Source organism: Streptomyces sp. NPDC023573 (assembly GCF_055559735.1).
In genome coordinates this window covers 536,552-551,363 of record NZ_JBVHKB010000001.1, presented here as the reverse complement: position 1 = coordinate 551,363, position 14,812 = coordinate 536,552, and the positions used below count along the sequence as shown (strand labels likewise).

The 14,812-nt window shown below is 72.2% G+C and carries 14 protein-coding genes and 2 pseudogenes; 7 read left to right on the top strand and 9 right to left on the bottom strand.

The features are described from left to right. Positions 1-28: 28 nt before the first annotated feature. Both ACZ32T_RS02530 and ACZ32T_RS02525 read right to left on the bottom strand, forming a co-directional pair. Entirely contained in the window at positions 29-1,060 is a 1,032-nt protein-coding gene (locus ACZ32T_RS02530) for a 7-epi-alpha-eudesmol synthase (protein ID WP_467273238.1), read from the bottom strand. A 220-nt stretch (positions 1,061-1,280) separates the two neighbouring features. Then, positions 1,281-1,711: pseudogene (locus tag ACZ32T_RS02525) on the bottom strand (pyridoxamine 5'-phosphate oxidase family protein). Positions 1,712-1,851: 140 nt separating this feature from the next. On the opposite strand from ACZ32T_RS02525, the gene ACZ32T_RS02520 reads away from it, so the two are divergent. Beyond that, on the top strand, positions 1,852-2,319 hold the full coding sequence (locus tag ACZ32T_RS02520) for a GNAT family N-acetyltransferase (RefSeq protein ID WP_467364948.1): 468 nt from the start codon (positions 1,852-1,854) through the stop codon (positions 2,317-2,319). Positions 2,320-2,345: 26 nt separating this feature from the next. Here the strand turns inward: ACZ32T_RS02520 and ACZ32T_RS02515 are convergent, their stop codons facing one another. Both ACZ32T_RS02515 and ACZ32T_RS02510 read right to left on the bottom strand, forming a co-directional pair. Continuing rightward, positions 2,346-3,248: a glycosyltransferase family 2 protein gene (locus ACZ32T_RS02515; protein WP_467273235.1), complete on the bottom strand. Its 903-nt coding sequence runs from the start codon at positions 3,246-3,248 to the stop codon at positions 2,346-2,348. Positions 3,249-3,325: 77 nt separating this feature from the next. Beyond that, complete coding sequence (locus tag ACZ32T_RS02510) at positions 3,326-3,907, bottom strand: GNAT family N-acetyltransferase (protein ID WP_467364946.1); 582 nt, start codon at positions 3,905-3,907, stop codon at positions 3,326-3,328. Positions 3,908-4,044: 137 nt separating this feature from the next. On the opposite strand from ACZ32T_RS02510, the gene ACZ32T_RS02505 reads away from it, so the two are divergent. Next, on the top strand, positions 4,045-4,656 hold the full coding sequence (locus ACZ32T_RS02505; protein WP_467273233.1) for a TetR/AcrR family transcriptional regulator: 612 nt from the start codon (positions 4,045-4,047) through the stop codon (positions 4,654-4,656). Between the two features lie 26 nt (positions 4,657-4,682). On the opposite strand, the gene ACZ32T_RS02500 is transcribed toward ACZ32T_RS02505, so the two are convergent. Both ACZ32T_RS02500 and ACZ32T_RS02495 read right to left on the bottom strand, forming a co-directional pair. Next, positions 4,683-5,537: a PhzF family phenazine biosynthesis protein gene (locus ACZ32T_RS02500; protein ID WP_467364944.1), complete on the bottom strand. Its 855-nt coding sequence runs from the start codon at positions 5,535-5,537 to the stop codon at positions 4,683-4,685. A gap of 98 nt (positions 5,538-5,635) precedes the next feature. Continuing rightward, the gene (locus ACZ32T_RS02495) at positions 5,636-6,391 is read right to left on the bottom strand and encodes an SDR family oxidoreductase (RefSeq protein WP_467273231.1); all 756 of its coding nucleotides are present in this window, start codon (positions 6,389-6,391) and stop codon (positions 5,636-5,638) included. A gap of 142 nt (positions 6,392-6,533) precedes the next feature. Here ACZ32T_RS02495 and ACZ32T_RS02490 point away from each other — a divergent pair, with 142 nt between their 5' ends. Next, positions 6,534-8,201 (top strand): alkaline phosphatase D family protein, encoded by a 1,668-nt coding sequence (locus ACZ32T_RS02490; protein ID WP_467364942.1) that lies wholly within the window; start codon positions 6,534-6,536, stop codon positions 8,199-8,201. Positions 8,202-8,222: 21 nt separating this feature from the next. Here the strand turns inward: ACZ32T_RS02490 and ACZ32T_RS02485 are convergent, their stop codons facing one another. Then, complete coding sequence (locus ACZ32T_RS02485) at positions 8,223-9,230, bottom strand: Gfo/Idh/MocA family protein (protein ID WP_467273229.1); 1,008 nt, start codon at positions 9,228-9,230, stop codon at positions 8,223-8,225. A gap of 85 nt (positions 9,231-9,315) precedes the next feature. Between ACZ32T_RS02485 and ACZ32T_RS02480 the strand changes: the two genes are divergently transcribed. Both ACZ32T_RS02480 and ACZ32T_RS02475 read left to right on the top strand, forming a co-directional pair. Beyond that, positions 9,316-10,704 carry a Bcr/CflA family multidrug efflux MFS transporter gene (locus tag ACZ32T_RS02480; RefSeq protein ID WP_467364940.1) on the top strand — a complete coding sequence of 463 codons (1,389 nt, stop codon included), beginning with the start codon at positions 9,316-9,318 and terminating at the stop codon, positions 10,702-10,704. Positions 10,705-10,783: 79 nt separating this feature from the next. Further along, positions 10,784-11,779 carry a small ribosomal subunit Rsm22 family protein gene (locus ACZ32T_RS02475; RefSeq protein ID WP_467273227.1) on the top strand — a complete coding sequence of 332 codons (996 nt, stop codon included), beginning with the start codon at positions 10,784-10,786 and terminating at the stop codon, positions 11,777-11,779. Here ACZ32T_RS02475 and ddaH read toward each other — a convergent pair. Further along, a pseudogene (ddaH, locus tag ACZ32T_RS02470) lies at positions 11,776-12,654 on the bottom strand (dimethylargininase); the annotation flags it as partial. The gene ACZ32T_RS02475 and the pseudogene ddaH sit on opposite strands and share 4 nt — an antisense overlap. A gap of 158 nt (positions 12,655-12,812) precedes the next feature. On the opposite strand from ddaH, the gene ACZ32T_RS02465 reads away from it, so the two are divergent. Both ACZ32T_RS02465 and ACZ32T_RS02460 read left to right on the top strand, forming a co-directional pair. Continuing rightward, positions 12,813-13,442, top strand: a complete 630-nt coding sequence (locus ACZ32T_RS02465) for a TetR/AcrR family transcriptional regulator (RefSeq protein ID WP_467273226.1) — start codon at positions 12,813-12,815, stop codon at positions 13,440-13,442. Positions 13,443-13,584: 142 nt separating this feature from the next. Beyond that, positions 13,585-14,328: a bifunctional DNA primase/polymerase gene (locus tag ACZ32T_RS02460; RefSeq protein ID WP_467273225.1), complete on the top strand. Its 744-nt coding sequence runs from the start codon at positions 13,585-13,587 to the stop codon at positions 14,326-14,328. Here the strand turns inward: ACZ32T_RS02460 and ACZ32T_RS02455 are convergent. Beyond that, on the bottom strand, positions 14,318-14,737 hold the full coding sequence (locus ACZ32T_RS02455) for a VOC family protein (protein ID WP_467364938.1): 420 nt from the start codon (positions 14,735-14,737) through the stop codon (positions 14,318-14,320). The genes ACZ32T_RS02460 and ACZ32T_RS02455 overlap by 11 nt on opposite strands. Between the last annotated feature and the right edge of the window lie 75 nt (positions 14,738-14,812).

Below are 14,812 nucleotides of genomic sequence, written 5' to 3'. Positions count from 1 at the left end.
ACCCTCCGGCCGGGCGGGCACACGTCTGTCAGACGGTGAGCAGATCGTCCAGCGATCCCCGGCCCGCCAGCTCCGCCGTGGCGGCCGGGCCCTCCTTGGCGGCGGCGTACCGGCCCGAGGTCAGCGCCCACTCGTAGTTGCCGTTGATCCAGTGCTGGATGGCTTCCACGCCCATCCGCACCTGGGCCCGCTCCTCGGAGCTGAGACCGAGCGCCTCGCACATGGCCGGGACGTGCGTCTCGAGCGCGAGGTACTCGTCGAGGCACGCCGTCGTCATCCGGTACGCCTCGGCGGCGGCCTCGTCCCATGTGCAGCCGCGCTCCCGGTGCAGGACGGCGATGAGGTTGTGGCCGTCACCCCGGCGCTTCTCGCGCTCGAAGGAGTGGATGTCGTTCATGAAGCCGATCGTGTCCGCGGCCAGGTCCCGCATCCTCACCATCAGCGGGTGTGCCTGCACCTGAGCCGGCACCTCGAAGCCGCGGCTGCGCTCACCGGCGTCGATGCTGTGGTGGATGCCGACCGTGCGACGGCGGAACTCCGCGTACTCCTCGATACCGAGCGTCCCCGCGCGGCCCCCGGCCGCCAGGTCGACCTCCTCGGTGTGGGCCACGAGGAAGCGGCCCCAGGAGGCGGCGAACCGGGTCCGCCAGGTCAGGGACATGCCATCCGAGAGACGGGCCCACACCTGGGCCCAGGCCAGGGTGATCGGGCAGAGCACGCGGGGAGGCGTCCCGGCGGGCCGCAGCGGTGTGGCTATCAGCTCACGCGCGACCTCCGCTATGCGGTCCGCGCGGTCCGGGCTCCCGGAGTCGAACTGGTCGTCGAAGAGGAAGGCCAGGGAGAACCAGTTCATCAGGACGACCATGTCGTCGGCGGAGGCGTAGGGGTACGTACGCGCCGCCGCCTGCGGCAGGTCCCAGGACTGGTATTCCTCGAAGCCGGCCTGACTGCGGACCAGGCCCATCTCCCACACCCAGCGCAGGTGGTGCTCGCGCGCGTACGCGAGGTGTTCGCTCACCGGCGTCTTGAACGGGAGGTCGAATGTGACGTCCTGCGGCATGTGGCGGGTCCTCTCTTGAGACAGTTCACAGGCCCCCGCCCCGTGACCGGGCGATCGAAAATGACGCCCATTGACTTGAAGTGCACGTTTTGAGCCACATATTGATGGCTCATCATGTGCGCCCTCATGCTGCCCAGACCCTAAACGATCTATGCCGCAAGATCGCCTCGAAGAAGACCTTCCGGAACCGGCGCCTCCACGCCGCCCGTACGCCGCAGGCTCAGACCTGGCCCAGATCCGAGCTGAGCCAGCGCTGGGGACGCATGTGGACGACCACCTGTGCGCCGTGCTCCTTCCAGGCGAAGTCGACGTATCCCTCGACCTTCTCGGCGGGGAGGTAACGCGAGGCCATCTCCACCAGCTGCTCACGGGTGGCGGGGAGCGTGGCGACGACCGGGCCCTCGACGGAGACGTAGCGGATGGTCGGCGTGAGGCGGTCCGCCATGATGCTGAAGCGGCCCGCCCGGGCGATGGCGGTCCCCTTGCGGGAGTGTCGCGCCCCGTCATGATCCACAGGTCGCCGCCGGGTGCGTACTGGTACCAGATCGGCACGGTGAGCGGGGCCCGCCCCTCCTCGGCCGCGTCCACGGCCAGTGCGCCGATATGCGGTTCGGCCAGGAACTGCTCACGCTCGGTGCGGGTCAAAGCCATGGCTGGACTCCTCGGTCGGGCGGTCGGTGGTGCCTCAGGGCGGCATTATGCAACGCCCGCCCCGGAACGGCGGCGGAACCCGCCGTTCCGGCCGACACCCCTGCTATATCTGTTCGTTCACCGACGCGGGGGAGCGGCGCATGGACCGGAACACATCCGTACGGCTGCGGGCGGCGACCGCCGGGGACGCGGAGGCGATCACCCGGGTCTTCCTGGACTCACGGGCCGCCGCGCTCCCGTACCTGCCGCGGGTGCACAGCGACGAGGACACGCTCGCGTGGATCACCCACGGCGTGCTGCCCGGCCACAGGGTGTGGGTGGCCGAGGGAGAGGCGGGTGAGCTGCTCGGATTCGCCTCACTGGACGGGGACGAGCTCGACCAGCTCTATCTTCGGCCCGACACCCTGCGCCGGGGCGTCGGGACGCTGCTCCTGGAGCGGGTGAAGGAGGCCTCGCGCGGCGAGCTCAGCCTGTACACCTTCCAGCGCAACTCCGCCGCGCGCGCCTTCTACGAGCGGCACGGTTTCGTCGCCGAGGCCTACGACGACGGCGCGCGCAACGAGGAGAAGGAGCCGGACGTGCTGTACCGGTGGACGACCGCCGGCTGAGCGGCGGGTGGCCGGCACCCAGGCGGTCAGACCAGGGGCGGGCGGCCCAGGCGCGTCATCCGCCACACCGTGCGCCAGTGCATCGGGTTCCGGTCGCCGCACTCGGTGCGCATCCCCTCGGCGAAGCCGGCCGCCCAGGCGCGCAGGCCGGTGGCCGACCGGGTGCGGGCCGCGGTGAGCAGGATCCAGGTGCCGAGGTAGGCGGGGACCAGGGGCAGGGGCAGGTTGCGGCGGGCCAGCCAGACGCGGTTGCGGGCGGTCATGCGGTAGTAGACCGCGTGGCGGGCCGGCGACGTCTTGGGGTGCTGGAGCAGCAGGGCGGGCTCGTAGAGGATCTTCCAGCCCGCGTCGAGCGCCCGCCAGGACAGGTCGGTCTCCTCGTGGGTGAAGAAGAACTCGGCCGGCCAGGGGCCGGTCTCGGCGAGCATTTTCATGGAGAGCGCGTGGCCGCCCCCGAGGAACGCGGTGACCTGGCCGCGGCGCATCGGGTCCTTGGCGCGGAGACGCGGCACGTGCCGGCGCTGGGTCTCACCGTGTTCGTCGGCGATGCGGAAACCGACGATGCCGAGACGCGGGTCGGCGGCGTACAACTCCTGGACCCGGCGGAACACGTCCTTGTCCACGAGGAGTCCGTCGTCGTCCAGCTCGATCACCACGTCCACGTCGCCGTAGGCGGCGAGCGCGTCCAGGGCCTCGTTGCGCCCGCCGGGGCAGCCGAGGTTCTCGTCGAGTTCGAGCAGGGTCACGCCGCCGGCCAGGCCCGTCAGGCCGGGGAAGGAGCTGTAGTCGGGGAGCGGCGAGCCGTTGCCCACGACGATCACGCGGGAGGGGCGCGCGTCCTGCATGGCCACCGACGCCAGCAGCGCCTCGACCTGCTGCGGACGGTCTCCCATGGTCACGATGGACACGCCGATACGCGGTTCGGACAAGGCTCGGCTCTCCCGGGGATTCGGTGGCTTGCGGCCCGCGGCACCACCGCGGTGCCCGTGATCGTAACGTCCGGTGTTCAGCTCGCGGTGGGTGACCGGTCATCGGCGGGACGATCGGCGTTCAGCCGGGCGTACATCAGCATGTCCCGGCGCCGCCCGCCGATCTCCTGCCAGCCGCGCAGCAGGCCCTCGCGCCGGTAGCCGGCGCTCTCGGCGGTCCGTACCGATGCCGTGTTCCAGGGTTCGATGAGGAGCTGCACCCGGGGGATGCCCAGCTCGTGCAGCGCCCAGGTGGTGACCGTGCGCAGGGCCGCTCCCGCGACGCCCTGGCCACGGCCCGGGGCCGTCATCCAGTAGCCGAGGGTCGCCCGGCCCGCGTCCGCGTCCGCGAGCCAGAGCCCGATGGAACCGACCGGCCGCCGGTCCCTGGTGCGCGCGATGGTGAACGGATATCCGTCCCCGTCGGCGGCCCGGTCCCACTGCCGCCTGACGTAGGCCTCGGCGGCCTCGTCGGAGTACGGCGTGGGAATCGTGGTGACCAGCGGGATGTAGTCGTCCTCCGCCGCCTCGCGGACGAGGGGAAGGTCGCTCATCTCCCAGGGGCGCAGGACGAAGTCGGGTCCGGCGGTCATGCTGGGAACGGTCAGCGGTGGTGCCATGCCGTCATCCTGCCGCGCCCGCGCTCCGTCACCCGGGCCCGACTCACCCGGTGGAGCTCCGAGTGCTAACGGCCCCGCTTTCCCGTTAAGGTGTACTGTTTCCTGGTCGGGGCCGGTGACGGAACGGGAGGCATGTCGTGGACGCAGGGGATGTGGAGCCTGGCACGGTCAGGCCCGGCGGCCGTACGGCACGGGTGCGGGAGGCCGTGCTGCGCGCGGCCGGCGACGCGCTGGTCGAGCACGGCTTCGACCGGCTCGACCTCGCCGAGGTGGCCCGCCGCGCCGAGGTCGGCAAGACGACGGTCTACCGGCGCTGGTCCACCGCGGCGGGACTGGTCGCCGACCTGCTGACGGAGATGGCGGAGCAGTCGGTCCCGCGTACGGACACGGGCTCGCTGGACGAGGACCTCCGGTCCAACGCGCGACTTGTGGTGCGCACGCTGACCGACGCGCGCCAGGGCCCTCTCTTCGCCGCCGTCGTCGCTGCGGCGACGTGCGACGCCCGGACGGCCGAGGCCCTGCACCGCTTCTACGCCGTACGTGTCGAGGAGTGGGCCGGCTGTGTCGACGCGGCGGTGGAGCGGGGCGAACTCCCCCGGGGGACCGACGCCCGCGAGGTGATCCGGGCCGTGTCGGCGCCCCTCTACTACCGGATGCTGGCCAGCGGCGACCCCCTCGACGAGGCGGTCGCCGACCGCGCGGCCGAGGCGGCGGCGGTGGCGGCGCGGGCGGGTGTGTACGCGAGCTGAGCCCCGGCCGCACACCGCTTCGGGCCTCAGCCGATACGGGTCCCCGTCCCCGACACCCTGATCCGCGTGTCCCCCGGCCTCAGTCCGACGGTGAGGGTGCCGGGGCGGCCCATGTCGGCGCCCTGGTGCAGGGTGAGGACGGCGTCGTGCGGGACCAGGCCGAGCTCGCGGGCGTACGCGCCGAACGCCGCGGCCGCCGCGCCCGTCGCCGGGTCCTCGACGACGCCGCCCACCGGAAACGGGTCGCGGACGTGGAAGACCGTGGCGGACTCCCGCCACACCAGCTGGACCGTCGTCAGGCCGAGTCGCTGCATGAGGGCTTCCAGCCGGGCGAAGTCGTACGAGAGGTCCGCCAGCCGTTCCCGGGTCGCGGCGGCCAGCACCAGGTGACGGGCGCCCGCGTAGGCGATCCGGGCCGGCAGTGCGGTGTCCAGCTCGGCGGCCGGCCAGTCCAGGGCGGCCAGGGCCTCCGCCACGTCCTCGGGGGCGGCGTCCGTGGTGTGCGGCTCGACGCTGGTGAGGGTGGCGCGGAGCTCGTCGCCCTCACGGGTGACGGTGACCGGGACCGTGCCCGCGGGTGTGGAGAACACCAGGTCGCCCGGGCCGTCCCGCTCGGCGAGCGCGATGGCGGCGGCCACCGTCGCATGGCCGCAGAAGGATACTTCGGCCTTCGGGCTGAAGTAGCGGACGGTGTACCCGCCGCGGCCGTCCGGTGCGGTGAGGAAGACCGACTCGCTGTAACCCAGCTCCGCCGCGACCGCGAGCATCGCCGCGTCGTCGAGCCCGGAGGCGTCCAGGACGACCCCTGCCGGGTTGCCCCCGCCCGGATCGGCGGAGAACGCGGTGTAGCGGAGGACGTCTGCGGCGGTGTGTGCGCTCATGTCGCAGCTCAACCGGGGGAGGCGGCCGCGCATTCCCGTACAGCTCCTCCGGCTCGCGGCTCGCGGCTCGCGGCCCGGTGTCCCGCCCCCGACCCCTTTCAGCCTCGGCCGACGTACGGCATCGCGGTCGCCAGCACCGTCGCGAACTGCACGTTGGCCTCCAGCGGCAGCTCCGCCATGTGCAGGACCGTCCGCGCCACATCGTCCGCCGCCATGACCGGCTCGGCGGCCACCTCGCCGTTGGCCTGGAGGATCCCCGTACTCATCCGCTCCGTCATGTCGGTGGCCGCGTTGCCGATGTCGATCTGCCCGCAGGCGATCCGGTACGGCCGCCCGTCCAGCGACAGCGACTTCGTCAGGCCGGTCACCGCGTGCTTCGTCGCCGTGTAGGCGATGGAGTGCGGGCGCGGCGCGTGGGCCGAGACCGAGCCGTTGTTGATGATCCGGCCGCCCTGCGGGTCCTGCTCCCTCATCAGGCGGTACGCCGCCTGCGCGCACAGGAACGTCCCCGTCAGATTGACGTCCACCACCGTCCGCCAGTCCTCGTACGCGAGGTCCTCGACGGGCGTCGCGCGCGGTCCGAACGTCCCCGCGTTGTTGAAGAGCAGGTCCAGCCGGCCGAAGCGGTCCCGTACGGAGGCGAAGAGCGCCGCCACCCCCTCCGGGTCGCTCACGTCGGTGGGCAGGCACACCGTGGTGCCCGGGCCGGCCGCGGCCGCCGTCTCCTCCAGGGCGGCGGCCCGCCGGCCCGCCAGGGCCACCGTCCAGCCCGCGCCCGCGAGAGTGAGGGCGACGGCCCTGCCGATCCCCGATCCCGCACCTGTGACGACAGCGATTCTCTGCTCAGCGTTCATGGCCCGGCAGCGTACGGCAGGTTTCCCGGCGGCCGGCACCCGGTGCTCATCACACCGCCATAAGGATGTTGTGTACCCGCCAACGGCCGGTCGTCGCCCCGCACTCCAATGCCTCTGACAACATCCGGCAGGGGAGGGGCATATGACACCCGCACAGCTCAGCAGGACGCCCGGACAGCACGGCCATTCCGCCGAACTGCGGCTCGCCGCGCAGCGGCTCGGCTCCGGCGTGGGCCGCCGTCGTTTCCTCACCGTCACCGGTGCCGCCGCCGCACTGGCCTTCGCGGTCAACCTGCCCGGCGCGGGCACGGCTGCCGCGGCCGAGCTCGACGCGCGGAAGATCACCGAGGACCCCTTCACCCTCGGGGTGGCGTCCGGGGACCCCCTGCCGGACTCCGTGCTCCTGTGGACGAGACTCGCGCCCCGCCCGTACGAGGCCGACGGCGGGCTCCCCGCCGAGCGCGTCGTGGTCCGCTGGGAGCTCGCCCGCGACGAGCGCTTCCGGCGGGTCGTCCGGCGCGGATCCGCCACCGCCCACCCGGAATTCGGGCACAGCGTCCACGTGGACGTGGACGGCCTCGACTCCGACCGGACCTTCTACTACCGCTTCCGTGCGGGCAGCTGGACCAGCCCCGCCGGCCGCACCCGCACAGCACCCGCCCGCGGCGCCCGCAACAGCTCCCTGACCCTGGCCGCCGTCTCCTGCCAGGCCTACCACGACGGCTACTTCACGGCCTACCAGCACCTCGCGGACGAGGACGTCGACGTGGTCTTCCACCTCGGCGACTACCTCTACGAGTACGCGGTCACCTCCGTCGGCGGCGCCCGCGGCTACACCGACCGCGTCCTGCCGGACCACTACAACCGGGAGACGCTCACGCTGGAGGACTACCGCATGCGGTACGGCCTCTACAAGTCCGACCCCGACCTGCGCGCCGCCCACGCCGCGCACCCCTTCGTCGTCACCTGGGACGACCACGAGACCGAGAACAACTACGCGGGCGACACCCCGGAGAACAGTGTCCCCCCGGAGGAGTTCCTGCTGCGCAGGGCCGCCGCCTACCGTGCGTACTGGGAGAACCAGCCGCTGCGCACCCCGCAGCGCCCCACCGGCCCCGACATGCGGCTCTACCGCCGGCTGCGCTTCGGGCGGCTCGCCCAGTTCGACATCCTCGACACCCGCCAGTACCGCAGCAACCAGGCGTACGGCGACGGCTGGAAGGTCCCCGGACCGGAGTCCGAGGACCCCTCGCGCACCATGACGGGGAGCGCCCAGGAGCGCTGGCTGCTCGACGGCTGGAAGACCTCGGACGCCCGGTGGAACGTCGTGCCGCAGCAGGTCACCTTCGCCCAGCGGCGCGACGTGCCGACCGACGCCTACAAGCTGTCCATGGACTCGTGGGACGGCTACCCGGCCTCCCGGAAGCGCGTCATGGACGGTGCGGAGGCCGCCGGCGTCGAGAACCTGATGGTCCTCACCGGAGACGTGCACGTCGGTTACGCCTTCGACCTCAAGAAGGACTTCGACGACCCGTCGTCCCGGACCGTCGGCACGGAGATCGTGGCCACCTCGGTCGCCAGCGGCAAGGACGGCTCGGAGAAGCCGGCCAACTGGAACAACCTGACCCAGGCCAACCCGCACATGAAGTTCTACAACGGCCGCCGCGGCTACGCGCTCGTCACCCTCGGCACGGAGCAGGCGCGCGCCGACTTCCGCACGGTCTCGGCTGTCACCACACCCGGCGCGCCGGTCGCCACGGCCGCCTCCTTCGTGACCGAGGCCGGGAACCCGGGGCTCACCCCCGCGTAGCCCGGCCCGGGGCACCCCGCGTCAGGCGCGGTCGTCCGCCGGGTAGCGGACGCCGACACGGTCACGTACCGCGTCGAGCGTCCGCATCACGGCGAGCGAGCCCTCCAGCGGCACCAGCGGGGACTCCTTCTCGCCGGCCAGCAGCGCGCGCGTCACCTCGGCCGCCTCGTACTGCATGCCCGTCAGGCCCTGGGGGCCCGGGCCCGTGACGACCTTCTCGGGCTCCCGGCCCGCCCGGTGGAGGAGGAAGTGCTCCGGGTGGAAGAACCCCTGCGGGAAGTCGATGCGCCCCGCCGTGCCGGTGACCGACGCGACGGTCGGCAGGTTCCCCACGATCGAGCAGCTCAGCAGCGCCGTGGCACCCGAGTCCCAGCCCAGCAGCATCCCGGTGTTCAGGTCGACCCCCTCCGGGGAGAGCAGCGCGTCCGCCTGCACCCGGTCCGGCTCGCCCAGCAGCAGCTGCGCGAACGACACCGGGTAGACCCCGAGGTCCAGCAGCGCGCCGCCGCCCAGCGCGGGATCACGCAGCCGGTGTTCGGCGCCGAAGTCGCCCGCGAAGCCGAAGTCGGCCTGCACCGTGCGGATCTCGCCGATCGCGCCGTCCGCCACCAGCTCGGTCATCCGGCGGATGAGCGGATTGCAGTACGTCCACATGGCTTCCATCAGGAACAGCCCGCGCTCCCGGGCCAGATCCACCAGCTCCCGCGCCTCGCGCTCGTTGAGCGTGAACGCCTTCTCGCACAGCACGTGCTTGCCGGCCCGCAGAGCGAGCCCGGCCGCTTCCCGGTGCGCCGAGTGCGGGGTGGCGACGTACACGACGTCGACGGTGTCGTCGGCGACGAGCTCCGCCCAGCTGCCGTACGCCCGCTCGATCCCGAACCGGTCGGCGAACGCCTTCGCGGAGGCCTCGCTCCTGGACGCGACCGCCACGACCTCCGCCCCGGAATCCTTCATCGCCAGCAGATCACCGGTGAAGGTCGCGGCTATGCCGCCCGTCGCCAGTACACCCCAACGCACAGTCCCACTCATGCCCGCCCGCTCCCACGCAAAAAGGTATCGACCACTACGGCTGAGCTGAGAGCATAGATGTGGATTCAACGAAGCGGAGACAAGGATGCCGGACAGCGGCGTGAGCCGGGCCCAGCAAGAACACGAGCACATACCGACGAGCAGTACGGGCGCCGCACATGACGCCCCGGCCATCACCCCCACCGCCGCGGGTGTCCCGGCCGCCTCCACGACCACCGCGCCGGATGTCCCGGCCGCCGCCACGACCACCGCACGCCGGGCCGGAATTCTGGTCACCCTCGTGCTGGGCGGGCTCACCGCACTTCCGCCCCTCTCGATGGACATGTACCTCCCGGCGCTCCCGGAGGTCACCGACGCGCTGCACGCCCCGGCGGCGACGGTCCAGCTCACCCTGACGGCCTGCCTCATGGGCATGGCGCTCGGCCAGCTCGTCGTCGGCCCCATGAGCGACCGCTGGGGCCGGCGCAAGCCGCTGCTCCTCGGCATGGTCGTCTACGTGATCGCGACCGCGATCTGCGCCGTCGCCCCCACGGCGGAACTCCTCATCGGCTTCCGCCTCCTCCAGGGACTCGCGGGCGCCGCCGGCATCGTGATCTCCCGGGCCGTCGTACGCGACCTGTACGACGGCGACGAGATGGCCCGGTTCTTCTCCACCCTGATGCTCATCTCGGGAGTCGCGCCGGTCATCGCGCCCGTGATCGGCGGCCAGGTGCTTCAGTTCACCGACTGGCGCGGCATCTTCGTCGTCCTCACCTTCGTCGGCGTGCTGCTCACCCTCGTCGTCTGGAAGTGGCTCCACGAGACACTGCCGGCGGCGCAGCGCCACACCGGCGGAGTCGGCGACGCCCTGCGCACCATGCGCGGGCTGCTGTCCGACCGGGTCTTCACCGGCTACATGGTCGCGGGCAGCCTCGCGTTCGCCGCGCTCTTCGCCTATGTGAGCGCGTCCCCGTTCGTCGTCCAGGAGATCTACGGGGCCTCCCCGCAGACCTTCAGCCTGCTCTTCGGCATCAACTCCGTCGGGCTGATCGCCGTCGGCCAGATCAACGGCAAGCTGCTCGTCGGACGTGTCAGCCTGGACAAGGCGCTCGGTTTCGGCCTCGCCGTCATCTCGGTCGCCGCGGTCGCGCTGCTGCTGATGACGTCCGGGGTCTTCGGCGACGTCGGCCTGGTGCCGGTGGCCGCCGGGCTGTTCGTGCTCATGTCCGCCATGGGCCTCGCGATGCCGAACACCAACACCCAGGCGCTGATGCGCACCAGGCACGCGGCCGGCTCCGCCTCCGCGCTGCTGGGGACCTCGCAGTTCCTGATCGGAGCCATCGCCTCGCCCCTCGTCGGGATCGCCGGCGAGAAGACCGCCGTACCCATGGCCGTGGTGCAGGTGGTCTGCGCCCTGTCCGCGGCGGCGTGCTTCCTGCTGCTGTGCCGGCCGTGGCGGAACACGGGCGGGCAACGGGTGCCGGCCAAGGGCTGAGCCCCGCCGTCGGGGAGCCGGGCCCGGCCGTACGACCACGGCCGGGCCCGTTCGACTCCGCTGCGCCTACAATTCGGCGGTGAACGCCACCCTCCCCACCGCGGAAGCCCTGCGTGCCGCGCTGGCCGCCCTGCTCGACGGGCTGCCCCCGAAGCAGGCCGCTCAGGCCGTCGACCGGCTGATCGCCAGCTACCGCGGGACCACCCCGACCGACGCCCCGATCCTGCGGGACCGCTCGGACGTCGCCGCCTACGCCGCCTACCGGATGCCCGCGACGTTCGAGGCCGTACGGTCCTGTCTCGCCGCACTCCGCGAGGCCGCGCCGGACTGGTCGCCCGCCACCCACACCGACTTCGGGGGCGGTACCGGCGCGGCGACCTGGGCGGTCGCCGGGGCCTGGGACGGGGCGCGCACGACGGTCCTCGACTGGTCCGAGCCGGCCCTCGCGCTCGGCCGTGAGCTGGCCGCGGCCTCCGGCATCCCCGCGCTGCGGGACGCCGCCTGGGAGCGGGCGAGGATCGGGACGGCGCCGGCGCCGTCCGCCACGGACCTGGCCACCGTCAGCTACGTACTCAAGGAGCTCACCCCCGCCGACCGGGCCGCTCTGGTGGACGCCGTCGCCGGTGCGGCGCAGGCCGTGGTGATCGTGGAGCCCGGCACCCCCGACGGATACGACCGGATCATCGAGGCCCGCGACCGGCTGATCGCCGCGGGGCTGAGCGTCGCGGCGCCCTGCCCGCACGACGACGCCTGCCCCATCGAGCGCGGCACCGACTGGTGCCACTTCTCGGCGCGGGTCAGCCGCTCGTCGCTGCACCGGCAGGTCAAGGGCGGCTCACTCAGCCACGAGGACGAGAAGTTCAGCTACGTCGTGGCGACCAGGTTCGCCACCGACCCGGTCGGCGCGCGGGTCGTCCGCAGGCCCCAGATCCGCAAGGGGCAGGTGCTGCTGGAGCTCTGCACCCGGGACGAGGGTCTGCGCCGCGCCACGGTCACCAAGCGGCACGGCGCGCTCTACCGCGCCGCCCGGGACACCGCGTGGGGCGACGGCTGGCCGCCGCCCGAGGAGCGTTAGGCCCGCAGCTCCTGCGTGCAGCACTTCACGCTGCCGCCGCCCTTGAGCAGCTCGCCCAGATCCATCGGGACCGGGTCGAAGCCCCGGTCCCGCAGTGGGTCGAAGAGCCCGGTCGCGGCCTGCGGCAGCAGCACATGGCGTCCGTCGCTGACCGCGTTGAGGCCGAGTGCGGCGGCGTCCGCCTCCTCGGCCAGCAGCGCGTCGGGGAAGAGCCGGGCCAGCACGGACCGGCTGCCCGGCGAGAAGGCCCCGGGGTAGTACATGATCTCGTCCGCCGCGTCGTCCAGTACGCACAGCGCGGTGTCCAGGTGGTAGTAGCGCGGGTCCACCAGATCGAGACCGATCACCGGGCGTCCGAAGAACTCCTGCGCCTCGTCGTGGGAGAGCGGACTGGACCGGAAGCCGCGCCCGGCCAGCAGGTAGGAGGCGGTCACGGCGAAGTCGCCCTCGCCCTCGTTGACGTGGGCCGGCTCGTGGATCTCCGTGAAGCCGTTGGCCCGGAACCACTCCCGGTGCGCCTCGGCCTCCGCGTACCGCTCCCGGTAGGCGAACAGGGCGCCGAGCACCCTGCCGTCGATCACGGTGGCCCCGTTGGCGGCGAACACCATGTCGGGCAGATCGGGGCGGGGGGTGAGGAGCTCCACGGTGTGGCCGAGGGCCCGGTAGCGGTCGCGCAGGTCCTCCCACTGGGTGGTGGCCAGGGGCAGATCCACGGGTTTCGACGGATCCATCCACGGATTGATGGAGTACGTGACCTCGAAGTGGGACGGGGCGCACATCAGATAGCGACGAGGGGTGGCGTCACGGGTCAATGCAGGCTCCTCGCGAACGGCGGCGTTCGGCCGCGGAACGGTGGGACGCGCACGGGTGTGTGCGTGAGTTCATGGTGCGCCGTGCCGCGCCGTCGCGCTGTGATCCGTTCGGGTGGTTCGCGCGGCCACGCGCTCGCCCGGGCGGGGCGTCGGCCGCGGCGGACAGGACATACGGCTCGCAAGACGATACGTATCGGACCGTCCGGCTCTAGGATGGCCGGATGGCAGCTCAGAAGGCCCCCGACTCCAGCCGTCGCAGTGACCGCTCCCGCCGCGCGATCTGTGACGCCGCGCTCGCACTCGTCGGCGAGGTGGGCTACGCGAAGACGACGATCGAGGGTATCGCCGCCCGGGCCGGCGTCGGCAAGCAGACGATCTACCGCTGGTGGCCGTCGAAGGCGGCCGTACTCCTGGAGGCGTTCACCGAGGAGAGCGCCCGCCGGTCGCAGGAGCTGGGCGAGGCCGGCGAGGACGGCGCGTACGGGATCCCCGACACCGGTGATCTGGCGGCCGACCTCAAGCTGGTCCTGCGGGCCACGGTCGACGGGCTGAACGATCCGGTGAGCGCGGCACCCACCCGGGCCCTGACGGCCGAAGGGCTCAACGATCCCGCCCTCGGGGCCCAATTCGTCGAAAATCTGCTCGAACCGCAGCTCCAGTTGTATGTCACACGCCTGCGAGCCGCCCAGGAGGCCGGCCAGGTGCGCGCGGACATCGATCCGCGGATCGCGCTGGAGCTCCTGATCGCCCCGCTCACCCACCGCTGGCTGCTCAGGACCCTTCCGCTCACCCATGCGTACGCGGACCAGATCGTCGACCTCACCCTGCGGGGGCTCCTGGTCCAGCCCTGAGCCCGGCGGCACATTCCATGACATTCCGTACGGGTGTGCCGGCCTCTGCGCAACCGCCCGAGCACCCCGCTCGGTAACTCTGGCCACCCCAGGAGCAGGATGGTGGGACCATGGAGAGGTAACCGCTGAGGTGAGGGGATAGATGGGCGCCGATTCCGGCCGCTATCGCGGCACAGAGGGCAGGATTTCCCAGTGGCTGCGCCGGCGGCCGAAACCACAGCCGGAAGCCGACGAGGCGGCCCGCCTGGCGCTGCTCCTGGCCGTCGCCGAGGCAGGAATGCCCATCTCGCCCGCGGCGCACCCCTCCGGATACCGGTGTTCGTGCGAGCGCGTCGGCTGTCCGACCCCCGCGCGGCATCCCCTCTCGTTCGCCTGGCAGACGCAGTCCACGACGGACAGCGCCCAGATCGAGCGCTGGGCCGCCAACCAGCCGCTGGCCAACTTCATCACCGCGACGGGTCTGGTCCACGACGTCCTCGATGTCCCCCTCACCGCGGGGCGCGCCGCCCTCGACCGGCTCGTCGCCGCCGGCATCGACGTAGGCCCGGTGGCCCAGTCGGGCACCGACCGGATGCTCTTCTTCACCGCCACCCGGGGCACCCCCGACGACGAGGACGAGTGGTGGCCCTGCGAGCTGGACTGCCACCCCGAGACCATGGACGAGCATCCCGGGCTCCGCTGGCACTGCCGTGGCAGCTATGTCCTCCTGCCGCCCGCACGGCTCCCCGGGGAACTGGACGTGCACTGGATCCGTGGCCCGGAGAACCCGCTGCCCGATCCGCTGACCCTGCTCGAGACGCTCACCGACGCCTGCGCCCAGTACGCCGACACGGCCGACGCGAGCGACCTCGACCACGATGCGGTGGCCTGGCCGCTCAGCCGCTGAGCCGCTGCCCCGAGCGGGCGAACTTCGCGGCCGCGGCGGGCGTGACCGGAGTGAAGAAGTTCACCAGGTTGCCGTCGGGGTCGCGGAACAGGAGCGAGCGATTGCCCCACGGCATCGTGGTGGGCTCCTTGACGAATTCCTCCACCACCCCGGTCAGGTTCTCGTGCACGCGGTCCACGTCGTCGACGAGGAATTCGAGGATGACGCTCCGGTTGTCGGCCGGGCCGGCGGAACCGGGTGAGAACAGCGGGACCGTGCGTGTGCTGCCGATCGCGAGGGTGGCCGAGGCGGTCCTGATCTCGGCGAAGTCCTCCGTCGCCCAGTCGGCGGCCACCCCGGTGGCACGCTCGTAGAAGTCGACGAGGCGGACGATGTCGCCCGTGATGATGCGGACAGAGACGAAGTTCATGAGCGTTCTCCTGGTCGTTCGGTGCTTCTGACCGAACGCTACGACCGATACCGGGCGAAACCCGCCCGGTATGTG

Excerpts from the sequence above, each read along its gene's own strand:
- ACZ32T_RS02530 (WP_467273238.1), bottom strand. The coding sequence starts at position 1,060 with ATGCCGCAGGACGTCACATTCGACCTCCCGTTCAAGACGCCGGTGAGC.
- ACZ32T_RS02520 (WP_467364948.1), top strand. The coding sequence starts at position 1,852 with ATGGACCGGAACACATCCGTACGGCTGCGGGCGGCGACCGCCGGGGAC.
- ACZ32T_RS02510 (WP_467364946.1), bottom strand. The coding sequence starts at position 3,907 with ATGGCACCACCGCTGACCGTTCCCAGCATGACCGCCGGACCCGACTTC.
- ACZ32T_RS02500 (WP_467364944.1), bottom strand. The coding sequence starts at position 5,537 with ATGAGCGCACACACCGCCGCAGACGTCCTCCGCTACACCGCGTTCTCC.
- ACZ32T_RS02495 (WP_467273231.1), bottom strand. The coding sequence starts at position 6,391 with ATGAACGCTGAGCAGAGAATCGCTGTCGTCACAGGTGCGGGATCGGGG.
- ACZ32T_RS02490 (WP_467364942.1), top strand. The coding sequence starts at position 6,534 with ATGACACCCGCACAGCTCAGCAGGACGCCCGGACAGCACGGCCATTCC.
- ACZ32T_RS02485 (WP_467273229.1), bottom strand. The coding sequence starts at position 9,230 with ATGAGTGGGACTGTGCGTTGGGGTGTACTGGCGACGGGCGGCATAGCC.
- ACZ32T_RS02480 (WP_467364940.1), top strand. The coding sequence starts at position 9,316 with ATGCCGGACAGCGGCGTGAGCCGGGCCCAGCAAGAACACGAGCACATA.
- ACZ32T_RS02465 (WP_467273226.1), top strand. The coding sequence starts at position 12,813 with ATGGCAGCTCAGAAGGCCCCCGACTCCAGCCGTCGCAGTGACCGCTCC.
- ACZ32T_RS02460 (WP_467273225.1), top strand. The coding sequence starts at position 13,585 with ATGGGCGCCGATTCCGGCCGCTATCGCGGCACAGAGGGCAGGATTTCC.
- ACZ32T_RS02455 (WP_467364938.1), bottom strand. The coding sequence starts at position 14,737 with ATGAACTTCGTCTCTGTCCGCATCATCACGGGCGACATCGTCCGCCTC.